Below are 16,017 nucleotides of genomic sequence, written 5' to 3' on the forward strand. Positions count from 1 at the left end.
ACTCGACACGCAGCCGTGCCGCGCGGAGCGCGTTGTTGGGCTCAGTCACTGCGAAGACCTCCCGGGAAACTGAGGACCTCAGTCTCGCAGTGATGGTGACATCACCGCCACCCGGTCACCGCGAGCTATTCACCCCACTATCCACCCCCTTCACGGTGTTCAGGCTCTCGAAGAAGGCCCGGAGCGCGCGTGTCCATCTGGCGGCGGGGCCATCTCCGCCATAGAAAGGAACACAGGTTCGACTGAGCATTAGCCCATTCGGGTTTCAATTGTTCGACACTCTGCTGGTCAGGAGGCACGACGCGAACCAGCAACAGCGATGAAGCCGTCCGACTGCGGCGACATCAGTCGCAATTCTCTTTACCTGCAACATTTTCCACTGATCTCCCCATCGAACTCCCTGGACACGGAAACCTACGCCGGGAATAATCTACCGAGTTCAACATTCGTCACGGACTATCCCAAAAGCAGAGTTGCGGCGACTAGCGGGGACGAGTCCGAAGCAATGCTATGACGCCTTCTTAACTCACGATCTTGTTAGCCATATCTGTTTGAACGTCTCGGGGCTGGGCGATCCACGACAGCACGTGGTCAAGCGCAAGGCACCATCGACGAGAGGAGATCCTGAAAGTGACAGTCACAGTCGCACGATGCGGCAATGAGTGTACTGCTACTACAAGTGCGGGGAGCCTCTCCTGCGATGGAGATGCAGTTTCCCGCGAAGAACCAGGTTTGCGACTGGTTGCCATTGAGTTCCTGGGCCGGAAAGAGAACCTAGTCACTGGCCACTTGTCTCAGCCAGTGCGGATGAGGGTCTGGCGGCGGTGTTCCGCCCCGCTTCCTATTTGCACGGATTGGCTAGAACTGTCGCCAGTGCGAGCATCAGCGCCGTTAATGACTGCCTTCGCCAGCGGGGTCTCAGAGGCTGGTGAGGAAGTCCCTGGCGCGGGCGTCGAGTTCGGCGGCAGTGCGCAGGCCGCGGGCGCGCAGCGGTGCGAGGTGGTTCCGTATCGCCGCAACAGCTTTGCGGGTCCGGGTGGAGCCGACCCCGGTCATGTGGTCCATGGCTCGGTGCCAGGTTGCGCAGGCCTGCTCGATGCTGCCGCGTTTGAAGGAGTTCTCGGCGCTGTCGACCAGGTCGAGGGCAGAGATGCGTGCATAGGTCTTGGGCGGGCGAGACCTGGCGGCGCGGGCGTAGTGCTCGGCGGCGAGCCGGTTCTCGCCGAGGGTTTCGTAGACCTTCGCGGTGCGCGAGTACACCGACGCTGCGGGAGGCCCCCAGGTCAGGGCCCAGAACGGCATCTCGTCACCACGGGCAGCGCTCAGCAGGGTACGGGCTTGCTCCGCTTCGGCCACCGCAGTGTGCCGATGTCCGGCCCTGGCCAGCGTATGGGCGTAGACGATCCGGAAGAGCGCCTCGGTCTGGCTGTCGACTCGCCCGGCGACCCGCGCCAGTCCTGTCTCGACGAGGGACAGGCAGTGCTCGGGGCGGTGAATCTTGAGGCCTTGCATGGCCATGGTGCGCATCACAAACGCGTCGTGCCCGATGACCTCGGACTCTGTGGCAAGCCCGTAGGACTGCAGGTAGTACCGCTGAGCCAGTCCCTGCTGTCCGGCATCGTAGCTTTTCCAGCCGAGCAGGTGTACCCCGCGGCTGGCGGCGGAGAGCATCTGGCGGCGGACCTCGTCGGTGCGGAACCTCGCCCGGCACAGCGGCGCGACGTCATCGCGCAGGTAGGTCACCAGGGCGCTGCGACCGTGCTGGCCACCGTGACGCTCGTCCATCTCCGTGAACGCGTGCACCATGTCTCGTACCGCGGCGACCTCAGCCATGCCGATGATGCGGCCGGCGCGCGCGGCATCGGTGCGGGCGACGATGTCATGCACGGCGGTCAGCGGCAGCGCAGCGGCCGCCACGGAGTAGGCAGACGCCATCAAGAAACGGCGGCGGCCGATTTCGGCCCTCCACGTCGGCAGCAGGACCTCCAGAGGGTCAGCTCCCAGCGTCAGCCCGATGCTCGCATTCTCCCCCGACTCGAGGCCGTCGTCGGCCAAGCCCAGGTCGGCAGGGGCGAGCAGGCGACCAAGGTGCCGGGAGAGAGCGACGCACAGGTAGCGGCCGGTGTCTCCGCGTGGCGCAACACCGGAGATCCAGTGATCGACCGCGGACTTGTTCGTCCGCAACGTCGCGCCGCACTCGGCAGCCACCTGCCGGACTGCCCTAGCCACCGCCTCGTAGCTGAGGCCGGATTCAGCCACGACTTCTCGGAGCTGGTCGTTCGACCTACGCCTGTTCATCAACACCCGTCCGTATACGCGATATACCACCCGGCTCACCGTCAGCCTATCGCTGTGCAGGCGCTCGCAGGTTGACTGATCAGGGCATACCCGAGCCAGTGCACAGAAGGTGGTGCCGCCCGTCGTACCCGCCCCTGTGCTGAACCGGGGAAGCACCAGCCAGTCGATCCGCTGAATTGGCCGGACGCGGCCGGCGGAGGCAGTGAACGATCAGCACGACGTCCGGTATATGACCCAGCGTCTGGCTGCACGGCTTGGCACTCCCCGCTGCCGCTCGTTCTTCGGCGCGGCGCGGCTATTGGATTCCCACCTGTGAGCTCCAGCCGAGCCTCGCGGACCACAACGATCGAGAGCTGAATGATCCATGGCCACCTCCATTTCCTCTCGGCGCGGCGTGCTGGGTGTCGATTCTGTCGCGACGGTCGGTGGCGTCTATGACGCCCTCGCGCGGGGTAAGGATCATTACGTGCTCGAGGAGGAGATCGCTTGCCGCCTGGCGGCGGTGGTCCCCGGTGGCGCGGACGGTTCTCAGGCGTTGGTCGCGGATCAGCGGGGTTTCGCGCGGCGTGCGCTGGCGATGATGGTGTCGCAGTGCTGGGTGGAACAGATCGTGGTGTGCGGCGCAGATCTCACGATGGGTGAATCACTGTTCACGTTCGCCTGGCAGAATACGCCCCCCGGCAGCGACCGACCCCGGATCGTCGTGCTCGACGACAACGCAACAGCCGTGGCCCATGCGCTCACCCACGTCACAGGGGACGACCCGGCGACCGCTATCACCGTCGATCTCACGAACCCGGACGCGGCACTGGAGCACCCGGACCTGTGGTACCACCTCGACCCATGCAAGCCCCTGGGGTTGCTGCACTGCTGGCGGCTGCCGCATCTGCACAGCAACGGCCAGCCGATGGCGGAGCACGTGATGCGCCGCTGGACAGAACTGCTTCCCGAGAACTCGGTTATCGCGGCGAGCCACCTGTGTCGGCCTGATCATGACGACGACCTGGCCCACGCCGCACGGCAGACCGCGGCCGTGTTCAGCGCCAGCGAACTGCGGGCCGGGGTGTTTTTGCCGCCCGACGAGATCAAGGGCTTGTTCTATGACTGGGAACTCATCCCGTCGGCCGCGGGTGTGGCGTCCGAGGTGGTGCCCTGCGCCAAATTCTGGCCCCACGGTCCGAGGCTGATGCCCAGCCCGACGGAACCACTGGTGATGGGTGGCCTCGCCCGCAAAGGCGCGCCGCTGCCGGTGTGCTGATCCGGCAGCACCACAACACACACGACCGCGCGTCCTGCGCGGTCACCACAAGGGGGAGGACCCGACCATGACCGACCGCCCGAACATGTCCACCGTCGCAGTGGACGCTGAGCATGTCAGTGTCGTCGTGGCCCATCGCGGCACGATCCTGGTGACCTCCTCCATCCCGCAGTCGTGCGCCGAGCCGGACTGGTCCGTTCCCGGCACCGACGTCGAGGCCGGCACATCGATCACCGCCGCCGCAGACCGGGTGATGGCGCAGTTGCGGCCCGGAGGCCCGCAGGTCGACTGGGCGCATCTGGGTCAGGCATCGCTGGTGACCCCCGACGGGCGGGATGTGCGCAGCGCGGTGGTTCTGGGCTACGTGCAGGACCGCGCGGAGGTGGGCGCGGACCTGGCCGCGCGGGTCTGGCGCACCCCGCTGCGCGGTCTGCCCGCCTGCCCCGGGATCGACGAGGTGCTCAAGGCGGCGAGGCTGCTCCACGACGGCGCATCTGCCCTGTTCGCGGCCGCACTCGACGCGTTAGTCGATCAACTCGCCATCGACACCACGACGCTGGCGGCTCTCGCGCCGCCCCGCAACGCCGCCTGGCGACGCCGCCAACACGACGCCGTCAACTGCCGCACCACCCTGCTCACCCTCGACCTCAACGCGTGCCGCAGGGGTGGACCGTCCGGTAGCCGGCAGCAACCGTCGTAACACCACAGTCCGGCCTCCGTCAGCGAGCTACCCGAGGCCCGCCCGCGTCCCGCGCGGCGACATGACGATCTCCGTTCCGGTGAAGGACAGACTTATGCCTTATCCCACGATTGCCCGCCGCGCCGTGTCAGCGGACGCGGTGACGGAAGTGCTGCCCGCGGTCAGGCCGCTGGTCCCGACACCGCGGGCCGCCGGCGACGACGGCTCGTGTGTTTCCCTGCAGCGCGGAGTTCCGCGACGCGCGGCACAACCCGCAACGGCGCGGCTGGCCGAATGCACGCTCGTGCCGCGCACCTCCCCGATGCACCAACGATGCACAGCAGCCACGTCGGTACCGGCGCGTGGCATCCTCCCGTCACCCTCCACGGTCGGCCCGGTGTACATGCCGGAGCCGGTGCGGCACGTCTCGCGAGACTTCCTCACCCGGTATCGCGGCTCTGACCGGTTAGCGGATCTGCTACTCACCGGCACGTACCACAGCTTCCTGTATCAGCCGACAGTCAAACGGCCTGAGCGGCTGGCACAGGCGCTGGCCTGCCTGCTGCTGGCCGAACTCGTACTCGATGGTGCTCTTCACCTGACCGGCGAGGGCCACCTCGACCTCGCCCCGGCCGTCCGCCTGCATCCTCACCGCATCGAGGTGGAAGCCGCCTACGCCGGCAGAGCGATCCTGCGCGATGTCCGTGCCGAGCCCGCATCGCTGCCGGTGGCCCGGTGGATCGCGGTTCTGGCTCGCGACGGGCGAGCCACGGCGCTGGTCTGGGAACGGCTCATCGCACGCGGTGTCGCGCGAGAAGCAGCACCGCGCCGGTGGCGGCGACGTCGCGCGTTCGAGCTGGTGAACGACGGTGGCGCGGGCATCGTCGCGACCGACTGGATGCGGTCCTACCTGCCGACCGTGGTCACCGCGGATCGTCCCGTGCCTGACGATGCCGCCGTCCTGTGGCGGGTGATAGGGCTGCTCGATCTCACCGGACGCGAATTTGAGATACCAGCCTCGACGGCTGACCGGCTGGACGTGTCGGCGCCGCCCGTCGGTCTCGCACGGCTGCTGAGGGCGTTGGAGGAATCGCTGCTCGCGTTGTCCGCCCACCTCTAACCTGCGTCTTTCACCAGATGTGATGTAGATCAGAGCCTAGAAATGGAGGAAGTGCCTGTCCTGTAAGGAAAACTTGGGCTTGCGACGGTCCAAGATTTACTTCGTAGGAAGGCACTTCCTTGGTGCAGGATAGCAAGGCGTCATCAGTGCGAGTCACCGCGGATGGTGAGGGGCTGGTGTCCCGGGCGGGGGTGGCGTTGCTGCGGGAGCTGACGATCAGCACTGGCCTGGGAACCGGCTGGTCGGAAGCACTGCTCGACACCTATGCCGGGATACCGGTCCACCTTCCAGGGCGGGTGCTGGCTGATCTGGCGGTGATGATCGCCGACGGGGGTGACGCGCTGGCGCATCTGGCGACATTGCGGGACCAGGACAAACTCTTCGGTGCGGTGGCCAGCGACGCCACCGCGTGGCGAGTCCTGGACCGGGTCGATGACGAACACCTGGCCCGGCTGCGGGCAGTCCGTGCCCACGCTCGGGAGCGGGCGTGGGCCGCCGGAGCGGGACCTGATCTCACGGCCGGGTTGACGATCGACATCGACGCGACCATCTCCATCGCACACAGCGAGAAGGAGAACGCGGCGAAAACGTGGAAAAAGACGTTCGGGTTCCACCCGCTGCTGGCCTACCTCGACCGGCCTGAGGTTGCCGGTGGGGAAGCTCTGGCCGGGATCCTGCGACCGGGCAAGGCCGGGTCGAACACCGCCGCCGATCACATCGAGATCCTGACGATGGCGCTGGAGTCGCTCCCGGCCCATGCCCGGCCCGACCCCGCGGATCCTGCCGCGCCGCAGGTGATGGTCAGGACCGACGCCGCCGGCGCGACCCACGCCTTCGCTGCGGCGGTGCGAGAGGCGGGGTGCGGGTTCTCGATGGGGTTCCCGATCACCCTCGATGTCCAGACCGCGGTCCTGGCCATTCCCGACGAGGCATGGGTCCCGGCCTGCGACCTCGACGGCGAACCCCGGAACGGGGCCTGGGTCGCCGAGCTCACCGGCATGCTCGACGTGGCGAAGTGGCCACCAGGTTCGCGGGTGATCATCCGCCGGGAACGTCCCCATCCCGGTGCGCAACTGCGGTTCACCGACGCCGACGGTCACCGGTTCACCGCGTTTATCACCGACACCGAAGGCGGGCAACTCGCCGACCTCGAAACCCGCCACCGTTCTCACGCCCGGGTCGAAGACCGGATCCGCTGCGGCAAAACCACCGGCCTGCGCAACTTCCCCTGCCGCGGTTATCCGGAGAACAAAGCCTGGCTCGAGTTGTCCCTGACCGCTGCTGACCTGCTCACCTGGACCCAAACGTTGTGTTTCACCGGTGACCTCGCCCGAGCTGAACCCGCCACCTTCCGCTACCGCATCTGCGCCATCGCCGGGAAACTCACCCGCACCGCCCGCGTCACCACTATGCACCTGGACCAGGACTGGCCCTGGGCCCAACACCTCGCGACCGCCTTCATCCGGCTCCGCGCAGCGCCCTGGCCCGGCTGAACCCCCGCCCCTGCCCCGACAACCAAGGACCTCGGAACCCGGCCACCGACCCGGCAGTCGGCCCACAACCACACCCACACCACAACTTCCGGTCACAAACCGAGCCACAACAACAACTTCAGCCGACCCCAGCAATCGCATGCAAGATCGAGGCTAACTCCGTTGCCCGTTCATAGTCCAGGAGACCCGGCTGTGCACACCACCCCACCCACGCCCGCAGGCTCCCCAGCCTCGCACGTCACCGGGTCCACGCAGGACGACAGACTGTCGGCGCGCTCGATTACCGTCTTGGCGGTAGCGGCCGCCACGTTGTCCACTGTGGTCGGTGGTGTCATACCTGCGGGCATCGCGGCGACCGGAACGATCGTGTTCCCCGCGGCGTTCGTCGCGATCGCGGTGCTGTACGGGCTGTTCGCCGTGGGGTTTCTCGCCGCGGCGAGGCGCTTTCCCACGATCGACGCGGCCGGCGCGTTCTACACCCTGCTGCGGCACAGTCTCGGCCGGATCATCGGTGTCGGTGCCGCCTGGGTCGTGATCATCGCCTACGCCGCACTGACCGTCGGTCTCTACGGGCTGGTCGGGTCCATGACGAGCGCGCTGAGCGCCGAGATGTTCAGGGAGACTGTGCCGTGGCAGGCCGGTGCTCTGATCGCGGTCGCGATCGTCGCGGCTGTCGGGCTCGTGGGTGTCGAGATCGGCACCCGGGTGCTGAAAGTCCTGATCGTGCTGGAGATCGCGATGATCGCGGTGGTCACCGCCGCCAACCTCACCCACCCCTCCCCCGGCGGGTATACCGTCGAGCCGTTCGCTGTCACGACGGTTGCGCCCGGTGCGGTGTCCGCGGTCCTCGCGCTCGGTGTCCTCGGCTACATCGGCACCGAACTCACCGTCGTCTACTCCCACAGCTCCCGCAGCGGCGCCCGCGGGGTGGCACGAGCCACCTACGCCACCATCGCGATCCTGACCGTCGTCTACGTCACCGCGTCCTACGCCATGATCGTCACCCTCGGCCGGGACACGCTTCTCGCACGCGCCGCCGCCGACCCCGGCGCGGTGTTCGCCGGAACCGCCGCCGCGAACCTCGGACCGATCGCGGCGCTCGGCGTCCGGGCACTGGTCGCGACGAGCGTGCTGGCCGGCGCGGTCAGCTTCCACTGGGCGACGTCGCGCTACGCGCTGTTTCTCGGCCGCGACCGGGCTCTACCGGCGTTCCTGGGACGCACCGGACGTCGCAACGGCACCCCGGTCGCCGCGTCACTCGCCCAAACCGCCGCCGCGGTCGCCGCCATCATCGCCGTGACGATGGCCGGTGCTGACCCGGTGCAGACCCTGTTCTATGTCGCGGGCACCGCCGGATCGATCGGGATCTTGCTGGTGCTGACTCTCACCGCGCTGGCCATCGTGCTGATGTTCGCCCGCCGCGACACCGCGCACCCGCCCCGGCGTCGCTGGATCCTCTCCGCCTCGATCGCCTCGGCCATGCTGCTGGTGGCGCTGGTGATCAGCGTGCTGGATCATCTCGACGTCCTGCTCGGCGTCAGCCCCGACTCTGCCTTCCCGGTAGTCATCGGTGGGGTCTACCTCGCGCTGTTCGCGCTCGGCGCGCTGTGGGCCGCGGCCGGCCCGCGCACGCGGAGCGCCGATACGGCCGGGCCGTCCCCCCTCGGCGACCGCGGCACCCCGGCTGACACCGGTGATGACCGGTGACCCTGGTGCCCGTTGTTCCGCTGCCCCTGGTCCAGTCCGGTGACGTGGCCGCGTTCTTGGCGCCCAGCTTCGCCGACCTCGACATCGGCCGCTGGCTGGTCACAGGCGAGGTTCCCCAGATTTCCTGGCCATACGGCCAGGAATACCAGTAGTGCAACGAGAAAGCAGATTCGTGAGCAGAACAGCCACGCCAATGTCCAGGCGCCGTACGCGCGCGGCGGCCATGGCGATCGCCGCCACCGCCGTCGCGGCGCTGTCTACCGGGACGGCCGCTGCCGACCCGGGCGACGCGCAGGCCGACATCGTCGGCGGCCACCAGGCCACCGGTGCGACGCCGTGGGCGGCCGCGGTGACCTATGACGCGCCCGACCACAACGTCTTCGACCACCTCACCTGCAGCGGCGCGTTGGTGTTCTCGAACATGGTGGTCACCGCGGCGCCCTGCGTCACAGACCAGCTGGCGGCCGCGCGACGAGCCGAGCGCCCCGGGCCGACCTTCTTGGACACGAACAGCAGCGGCCCGATTCCGGTCAAGGACAAGCGCTTCACGGTCATCTTGGGCAAGGACCGCACCCGCGGGGAGACCGCGACGGTCACCACCATCGTGGTCAACCCGGGATTCGACTGGGCACGCGGTGCTCCGGCGCGCAAGGTCGAGGACGCCGCGGTGCTGCTGCTCGATCACGACGTGGCCGCGCAGACACTGCCGCTGGCGTCGCGCGCACCCCGGCCCGGGACGAAGCTCTCCCTCTACGGGTTCGGGCTGACCCGCCCGGACGCCGGGGGGCAACCGGCGACCCGGCTGCAGCAGCTGGAAACCACGGTGCTGCCTCGGTCGCGGTGCGCCGACGCGCTGCAGAGCGCGGGAGAATTCTGTACCGCGAACCCGAACGGGACTGATGGGCCTGGCCCGGGTGACTCCGGTGGCCCGGCGGTCGTGCGGGAAAACGGTGTGGCCAGGCTGGCCGGGATCTGTTCCCGCGCCGGAGACGGCGCGGGACCGGGACAGTTGCCGACCGTCTACACCGACGGCTCAGGTCAACGCGAGTTCTTCTACGAGGTCGCGCGTACCGGCGGCGCGTCCTGACGCGTGACTGACCGCTGGGTGTGCGGGGGTGCGGCTGCGCACTCCCGCACACCCAGCCCCGCGCGCCCCCGGCACCGCACTGCCGCAGCAGGGTCGTCCATGACTCGTCCGTCGGACGGATCACCGCCGTCACGTCATCCCCCCGGGCAACCGCCCCCAGCACCCCAGCACCGCGGAACGCCGCTCGAGCCAGCCAGCCCACTCTCACGACCGGAGACCGCCATGACCACCCGAGCCCCCGCACTACCTCGCGGGTACACCGGTCACGCGCAGCGAACAGGCACCGATCGTGGCTGACTCCGCACAGCGGCGCCTCGTGGTGTGCGTGAACGCCGCGGCCTGGCTCGCGCCGCCCGTGGCGAAGGTCCGCGCCGCGCGCGCGGTGTTCAGCTGGACCGGGGAGCACTTCCCCCTCCCGCTCCAGTCCGAGCTCTACCTGCGCGCGAGACTCGACGTGCCCGACGCGGCCGCCAGCGCGTTGCTGGACCGGCGTCGGGCTCTGTACGAGATTGTCGGTGGCAATCCCGGTGGCCGGTACGAGTTCGTGATCAGCGAATCGGCCGTGGAACGCCTGGAATGCAGCGTCAGCCCCGCCGTGGCGTCCGAGCAGTTCCGTCATCTGCTCGCCCTGATGGATCGCTACCCGGCGGTGGGGATCCGTCTCCTTCCCTTCACCGCCGCGGTGTCGGTGGACCGGGGTTTCACGATCCTGTATTTCCACGGGGCCGAGCGAAACCTCGCCTACCCGGAGTCCTGCCACGACCTGGTCCTGCGAGATCCCCGGGCGTTGCGGGCATGCGAGCAGTCGAGAGCGAGGATGTCGCGCGGTGCGTTGTCCGTGGCCGACACCCGGCTCGTGCTGACCGACCGGCACCGGAGGCTCGCCGAACACGGTCTCGCCGCGCTCCCGGGCACCGGGCTCAGTCACCCACCCGTCGCCCTGGTGCCGGGCGACGGCAGCCGAGCGCAGGCATCGGGACGGTCGCGATGAGCACGCCACGCACTCACCGCTGGTTCGACCGCCGACCGGATGCCGCCATGGCACGCGCGGTCCGGGCCGGTGCGGTAACCGCGGCGCTGGTGATTGTCACGGGGACCACCAGCTGCGGAACAGGCAACGTCCTCGACGCGACCGCCCTGGCGGCGGTCCGTGCCGCGATCAGCGCCCGGCTGCCCGGCGTCACCGCCACCGACATCGACCCGTCCGGCGACGGGTTCACCCAGAGCTACCGGCTGGCCGTGCGGCTGGCGTCGACCTCGGCGCGCTCGGCCGCAGACGCGCGAGCCCAAGCCCGGATGGCCGCCCGGGTGATCTGGGACCTCGCCGACACCGCGTGGGACACCCTGACCATCCACACCGGCTGCGCGCGCGACGCCTGCACCGGCATCACCCTGACCGTTGACGCGGCAGGCGCCCAGCGGTTCTGGGGCTCACCCGCGGTGGTCGAGCACCGGCCCCCGATCTCCGACGACGACCGGCACCACGGCACCGCCGGGTTGGTCGGCACGTTCGACCTGCGTGCCGAACGGCCCTCACCGGTACCGGACGGCTGGCAGCTCTACTGGCCGGACCTGGTCGTGCCCGATGGGCTCGACGGGCTCGACGAGCAGACCCGCACGGCCGGTGTGGACCGGATCCTGGCGATCCGCTGGCGCGACACCCTCGGCTCGCCACCCGAGATCACCCTCAACGTCTACGTCCAGCCACCCCCGGCGCCCAGCCCGCCCAGCCCCGACGCGGCCGCAACCGTGCGCCCACCAGCTCCACCCCGCTGGCGGATCCGCCTCTCTTCCGGGCAAGCCCGCATCCGGTTCGGGCCCCGCGCACCCGACCTCCCCTAGCCCGCTTGGACTCTCCAGAAAGGACAGACGCGATGACGGAACCCCTTGACAGCAACGTCGTGGCATGGCTCGATTCCTACTTCGCCGGCGCTACTGTGCTCAGCACGGTAGTGGCTGCCGTGCACCTGTCCGCCCCGCGGGCCTTCGAACTGCTCGCCGAGACCGGTATCCAGATCCGCCGCTGGGAGCTCGACCAGCTCAACCCCCGCCAGTACGCCGACCTGGCCGACGCCATCCGCCTCGGGTGCGAAACGAGCACCCCCCGTGAGGTCGCCCGCCACTACGGAGTCGCCGTACCGGCCGTCACCCACCTCATCACCAATACCGACGTGGCACCGCGGCCACCGTCGCCGCCGCCCACCACTGACGGCACCGCCGTGCACGAGCACCGCACCGCCTACCCCGCTCAAGAGACCACCATCACCGTCACCGCGCCCCACCCCGCCACCGAACAGGCCGATGACCAGGCGATTCCGCAATGGGTCCCCGGCGGCGCGGCGCGGGCCGCCCTCGAGGGCGGCACCGACGAGACCGTGGAGGTGGTCCTGCACGACCTGACCCTGTTCTGGGACCACCGCGGTGAGGCGATGCGCGCGAGAGCCGCGCTCTGGCCGCTCGCACTGCTGCACCACCGCCAAGGCCGAACAACACAGGCCCTGGATGTCTGCGAACGCATGCTCGGCACCGGCGAGCCCGCCGACCACGGGCAGCTCGCGCTGGCCCGGTGCCGGACCGCGGCGATCCTGCTGGCCCACAACCGGGTCGCCCCGGCGATCGACCAGCTCACCGCCGCCGATCGCCACCTCGCCGACACCGCACTGCCCGACCCCGACGTTCAGGCGGACGTGGCGATGATGCTCGCCTTCGCCTACCGCGCCCAGCACCTCATCCGCCAGGTACAGCGCCACTTCGGCCGTGCGTGCCGCTGGCTGCCCGACGGGCCGTCCGCTACCTACGCCGGCACCGCCGCGAGAATCCTCTCCCGCCGGGCACTGCCACTGCCGCCGGAGGCACGCAGCCTCCCACCCGGGACCCAGTTGCCCTGGCCTGACAACGAATGCGACGCCGCCCGGACCTGGCTCGCCGCGTTCCTGCGTCGCCCCACAGCCGGGCACACCTATCTCGCCTGCCCCGACACCGCCGACGAGGTCTCCTCGCACAACCACACCACCGCGTTCCACCCAGCACCGGACACCGACAGAAAGTAGCAAAAACATGCAAATCCACCACTATGTCCTTCTCGGCGTCTGGGCCGCCATCGCACCGGTCGCGGGCTGGTTGGTCTACCGCTCGCTGGTCTCGTCGATGCCGTGGCAGTGGTGTCAAGGCCAGACCAAAGCCCGCATCGTCGTCGCATCGATCCTCTGCGGCCTGCTCTGGCCCAGTGTCGTCCTTATCGCCGGCCTCTACGTGATTCCCGGCGTCGGCCGGTGGATCGAAGCGTTCATCCTGTGGAAAAAACCGCAACCCCGCCGAGCACAGCCGAACCCGGGCGGGGACCGCGATTTCTGATCCCGCCACCACCGGCAGTCCGCCCCCAGCCAGAACCCACAACCGAGAGGTATTCCCATGACCACCACACCCGGCGACACGACCCCGACCGACGTGCCAGCGTGGGTCGCCGACCTGCGCGAGCACTGCGCACCCGGCCTGTACGCGCGGACAGCCGCCCATGCCACCGCGGCCACGCTGCGCCAGTTCCAGCCGGACGTGATTCCCGCCGGGCTGCAAACCGAGGACTACGCCGTCGCGATCCTCGCCGAGTACGGCGGTCCCGACGAGACGAACACCGTCGCGGCGGGTATCCGCGCGCACCACCGCGCCCAGGTCGCCGACAATCGCATCCACGGGCGCTACGTACTCGACGGGACCGTCCTGCGCCGCCTGATCGGCCCGCCCACAGTCATGACCCATCAGCTCACTTGGTTGAGGGAACTCGATTCCCGGCCGACGACGTCCATCCGGGTCCGTCGCGGCGTCTATCCCGGAATGTCGCGCGGACTGGCGCTGTTCACCTCGCCCGGCGACGCGGTCGAGGCGTTCGTCTCCGGGGAGGACTCGGAGACCCCGGTCTCCGACCGGGACATCACCCTCTACGCCGCCAAGTTTGAGACGTTGTGGACCGCGGCGATGCCGCTGGAGGACATCCTCCAGCTGGCTGAGGCAGCCAGTTAGGCGCCGCTCAACATGAGGGCGCGCGGCGCACAGGCGAACCGCGCACCCCCAAGGTCCGCCCCAGTCCCCGCTCGGCCACGGTCGCAGCGGTCCAACACACCGTCGACCTGCTTCCTTGTCCCGCGCCCGCTGGGTACCCGTCAATCCGTGGAGAGGTAACCGTTCCGATGTCCGACCTGCCCTCGCCCTTTTCACCCCCGAGCACCGACAGGTCCGGAAACCACACCAGGGCGGCAGCGCGTTCCGCGTCTCCGCCGGTGCCCGGACCTGCCCGCCTCGACGGACACGCTCCACCGGACTCGATCGCTGCCTGCGGCACCTGGCGGGCACTGCGGGCCGGGGACTCCGAGTCCGCCCACTCGTCGCTGACACTCGCCGTCGCGTCCTGGCTGAACAATGCCAAGCCCGTACGGGCCGCGGACGCACTGTGGATGCTCGCCCAGCTGGCGTGCGCGCACGGCCGCACCGCCGACGCACTGGCCCTGTGCGGCGTCATGACGGCCACAGTATTGACCGAGGGCGAGGAGGACGGGGCGCGAGCCCGGTGCCGGACCGGGGCGGTTCTGCTCGCCGCCGGACACCTCGTCGACGCGATCGACACATTGAAAGGCGCCTACGACCGGCTGGGCGGCGAGTCGTGCCATGACATCGGTCTTGTCGCAGACGTGGCCATGATGCTCGGCTTCGCTATCCGCCTGCGGCCCAGAAGCTCTCTACGCCCGGCGAGTCGTTACTTCACCCACGCCGCCGCGACGCTGCCGCCAGGCACACGCGCCGACTACGCCCTCACCCTGGCAGTAGCGGCGCCGCGGGCGCAGCTGCCCGGCCCGCCGTTCGCGGCCGAAGGCATTGAGCAGCCGTGGCCCGGCATCGGGTGCCCCACCTCGGCCGTGTGGCTAACCGGCTACCTCACCCCCGTCGACCCGCACCCGGCCGGGTTGCCGTGCCCAGGCTGTACGCCCGTTCAGGACGCACGTCCATGCTGACCAGTCCCCGGGCCACCCCGGTACCGCCGTTTCGCGACCCGGAGACACCCAATCCCGCCCGCGTCCAGGACTGGGCGCTCGGCGGCTCCCGCAACACCGCGCTCGACCGAACCTTCGGCGAGGGGCTCCAGCACGGTTTCCCGCTGCGAGAACTCACCCAGGACAACCACGGATTCCGCTCGCGTGCCGTGCGCTATTGCCTCGACCGTGACATGCTGCAGGTGCTCGACCTCGGTGCGGGCCTGAACCTTGACGGCCTTTACGGTGTCGACAGCGATGACGTCACTGCCGTCCTCGTCGACCACGACCCGGTCGTCATCGCCTGCCACCGGACAGTCCTCGAACAGCAGCCCCGCCGACAGGTCAGCGCCATCGAGGCGGACCTGCGCGACCCCGCCGCGGTGCTCGCACACCCCGCTCTGGTCGCCACCCTCGACCTGACCGAACCCGTCCTGCTCCTGCTGACCGCCGTGGGACATCACCTCACCAACGCCGACGATCCTCGACGGCTCATCGCCGACTACGTGTCCGCTCTGGCACCGGGTAGCTACCTGGCCTTGACCCATCTCGCCCCGACACCGGAACTGCCTGAGCAGCAGAACGCGCTCAACACCACCATCGCGGCGTACGCGGCACACGGCTACTGCCTCTGTCCCCGAGACAGCGACCACCACCCTGGGGTCTGTCTCGCGAACGGTGTTTCGGCGTGTTCGGTTAGTAGGTTTCAGCGGCCGGCCAGCGGTCACTGAATGTGATGGAGAAGGCGTTGATCACAGGCGTCCAACGCATCGTCCACCGAGCGCGGCCCGTCCCGGTCGGGTCCAGGCTGCGTGTCACAAGGTACAGGCACTTGAGGGCGGCCTGCTCGGTCGGGAAGTGCCCTCGAGCCCGCACCGCACGTCGATACCGCGCATTCAGCGACTCAATCGCATTCGTCGAGCACAACACCGCCCGAATCTCCACATCATAATCCAGAAACGGAACAAACTCGGTCCACGCGTTACGCCATAGCCTGATCACTGCCGAATACTTACTACCCCATTTGACCTCCAGTTCCTCTAGCGCTACAAGTGCAGCGTCAGGGTTTGGTGCCGTATAGATAGGTTTGATGTCCCGCTTCATCGCATCCCAGTCTTTGCGGGACGCGAGCCGGAACGTGTTGCGAATAAGGTGAACGTTATGCCGATATCGGCATAACATTCATTACCCCGACATCGCGGTTATGCCGAGGTTTCGTCGGAAATTGTTGCCTGTGGTGGGGATCGTGCTGGAGATGTCGGCATAATCAAAGACTTTCGAGGAACGCGAGGAGCTCGTCAGGTGGCGTGTAGCGGCCTGGTGCGCTGGTCCGCGCTGCGGTTCTGTCCAGCGC

15 protein-coding genes and 1 pseudogene are annotated in these 16,017 nt (G+C 68.7%); 14 read left to right on the top strand and 2 right to left on the bottom strand.

What is annotated here, in order from left to right; genetic code table 11:
* Positions 1 to 918 precede the first annotated feature (918 nt).
* The gene (locus QMK34_RS21015) at positions 919 to 2,259 is read right to left on the bottom strand and encodes a hypothetical protein (RefSeq protein WP_326415865.1); all 1,341 of its coding nucleotides are present in this window, start codon (positions 2,257 to 2,259) and stop codon (positions 919 to 921) included.
* 403 nt (positions 2,260 to 2,662) lie between these two features.
* Between QMK34_RS21015 and QMK34_RS21020 the strand changes: the two genes are divergently transcribed.
* From QMK34_RS21020 to QMK34_RS21085, 14 genes are all read left to right on the top strand, one after another.
* The gene (locus QMK34_RS21020; RefSeq protein WP_326415866.1) at positions 2,663 to 3,556 is read left to right on the top strand and encodes an SAM-dependent methyltransferase; all 894 of its coding nucleotides are present in this window, start codon (positions 2,663 to 2,665) and stop codon (positions 3,554 to 3,556) included.
* A gap of 67 nt (positions 3,557 to 3,623) precedes the next feature.
* Complete coding sequence (locus QMK34_RS21025; RefSeq protein ID WP_326415867.1) at positions 3,624 to 4,256, top strand: hypothetical protein; 633 nt, start codon at positions 3,624 to 3,626, stop codon at positions 4,254 to 4,256.
* A gap of 94 nt (positions 4,257 to 4,350) precedes the next feature.
* Positions 4,351 to 5,355: a hypothetical protein gene (locus QMK34_RS21030; RefSeq protein ID WP_326415868.1), complete on the top strand. Its 1,005-nt coding sequence runs from the start codon at positions 4,351 to 4,353 to the stop codon at positions 5,353 to 5,355.
* 119 nt (positions 5,356 to 5,474) lie between these two features.
* The gene (locus tag QMK34_RS21035) at positions 5,475 to 6,848 is read left to right on the top strand and encodes an IS1380 family transposase (RefSeq protein ID WP_326415870.1); all 1,374 of its coding nucleotides are present in this window, start codon (positions 5,475 to 5,477) and stop codon (positions 6,846 to 6,848) included.
* Positions 6,849 to 7,040: 192 nt separating this feature from the next.
* A complete protein-coding gene (locus QMK34_RS21040) occupies positions 7,041 to 8,555 on the top strand; it encodes an APC family permease (RefSeq protein ID WP_326415871.1) in 1,515 nt (504 codons plus the stop codon).
* Between the two features lie 5 nt (positions 8,556 to 8,560).
* Complete coding sequence (locus QMK34_RS21045; protein ID WP_326415872.1) at positions 8,561 to 8,707, top strand: hypothetical protein; 147 nt, start codon at positions 8,561 to 8,563, stop codon at positions 8,705 to 8,707.
* Between the two features lie 41 nt (positions 8,708 to 8,748).
* Positions 8,749 to 9,642 (top strand): S1 family peptidase, encoded by an 894-nt coding sequence (locus tag QMK34_RS21050; RefSeq protein WP_326415873.1) that lies wholly within the window; start codon positions 8,749 to 8,751, stop codon positions 9,640 to 9,642.
* Between the two features lie 289 nt (positions 9,643 to 9,931).
* Complete coding sequence (locus QMK34_RS21055) at positions 9,932 to 10,633, top strand: Scr1 family TA system antitoxin-like transcriptional regulator (RefSeq protein ID WP_326415874.1); 702 nt, start codon at positions 9,932 to 9,934, stop codon at positions 10,631 to 10,633.
* The gene (locus QMK34_RS21060; protein WP_326415876.1) at positions 10,630 to 11,484 is read left to right on the top strand and encodes a hypothetical protein; all 855 of its coding nucleotides are present in this window, start codon (positions 10,630 to 10,632) and stop codon (positions 11,482 to 11,484) included. The genes QMK34_RS21055 and QMK34_RS21060 overlap by 4 nt, the downstream gene beginning before the upstream one ends.
* A gap of 32 nt (positions 11,485 to 11,516) precedes the next feature.
* Positions 11,517 to 12,692: a hypothetical protein gene (locus tag QMK34_RS21065; RefSeq protein WP_326415877.1), complete on the top strand. Its 1,176-nt coding sequence runs from the start codon at positions 11,517 to 11,519 to the stop codon at positions 12,690 to 12,692.
* A gap of 7 nt (positions 12,693 to 12,699) precedes the next feature.
* Positions 12,700 to 12,996, top strand: coding sequence for a hypothetical protein (locus QMK34_RS21070; protein ID WP_326415879.1), 297 nt, complete (start codon positions 12,700 to 12,702; stop codon positions 12,994 to 12,996).
* A 57-nt stretch (positions 12,997 to 13,053) separates the two neighbouring features.
* Entirely contained in the window at positions 13,054 to 13,659 is a 606-nt protein-coding gene (locus tag QMK34_RS21075) for a Scr1 family TA system antitoxin-like transcriptional regulator (RefSeq protein WP_326415880.1), read from the top strand.
* A gap of 257 nt (positions 13,660 to 13,916) precedes the next feature.
* Positions 13,917 to 14,645, top strand: coding sequence for a hypothetical protein (locus QMK34_RS21080; RefSeq protein ID WP_326415881.1), 729 nt, complete (start codon positions 13,917 to 13,919; stop codon positions 14,643 to 14,645).
* Positions 14,639 to 15,394 (top strand): SAM-dependent methyltransferase, encoded by a 756-nt coding sequence (locus QMK34_RS21085; protein WP_326415882.1) that lies wholly within the window; start codon positions 14,639 to 14,641, stop codon positions 15,392 to 15,394. Before QMK34_RS21080 ends, QMK34_RS21085 begins: the two co-directional genes overlap by 7 nt.
* Here QMK34_RS21085 and QMK34_RS21090 read toward each other — a convergent pair.
* Positions 15,360 to 15,821 (bottom strand): annotated as a pseudogene (locus tag QMK34_RS21090) (transposase); the annotation flags it as partial. The gene QMK34_RS21085 and the pseudogene QMK34_RS21090 overlap by 35 nt on opposite strands.
* Between the last annotated feature and the right edge of the window lie 196 nt (positions 15,822 to 16,017).

The organism is Amycolatopsis sp. H20-H5 (assembly GCF_035828755.1).
Taxonomy (GTDB): domain Bacteria; phylum Actinomycetota; class Actinomycetes; order Mycobacteriales; family Pseudonocardiaceae; genus Amycolatopsis.

Excerpts from the sequence above, each read along its gene's own strand:
- QMK34_RS21020 (WP_326415866.1), top strand. The coding sequence starts at position 2,663 with ATGGCCACCTCCATTTCCTCTCGGCGCGGCGTGCTGGGTGTCGATTCT.
- QMK34_RS21025 (WP_326415867.1), top strand. The coding sequence starts at position 3,624 with ATGACCGACCGCCCGAACATGTCCACCGTCGCAGTGGACGCTGAGCAT.
- QMK34_RS21030 (WP_326415868.1), top strand. The coding sequence starts at position 4,351 with ATGCCTTATCCCACGATTGCCCGCCGCGCCGTGTCAGCGGACGCGGTG.
- QMK34_RS21050 (WP_326415873.1), top strand. The coding sequence starts at position 8,749 with ATGTCCAGGCGCCGTACGCGCGCGGCGGCCATGGCGATCGCCGCCACC.
- QMK34_RS21060 (WP_326415876.1), top strand. The coding sequence starts at position 10,630 with ATGAGCACGCCACGCACTCACCGCTGGTTCGACCGCCGACCGGATGCC.
- QMK34_RS21065 (WP_326415877.1), top strand. The coding sequence starts at position 11,517 with ATGACGGAACCCCTTGACAGCAACGTCGTGGCATGGCTCGATTCCTAC.
- QMK34_RS21070 (WP_326415879.1), top strand. The coding sequence starts at position 12,700 with ATGCAAATCCACCACTATGTCCTTCTCGGCGTCTGGGCCGCCATCGCA.
- QMK34_RS21075 (WP_326415880.1), top strand. The coding sequence starts at position 13,054 with ATGACCACCACACCCGGCGACACGACCCCGACCGACGTGCCAGCGTGG.
- QMK34_RS21085 (WP_326415882.1), top strand. The coding sequence starts at position 14,639 with ATGCTGACCAGTCCCCGGGCCACCCCGGTACCGCCGTTTCGCGACCCG.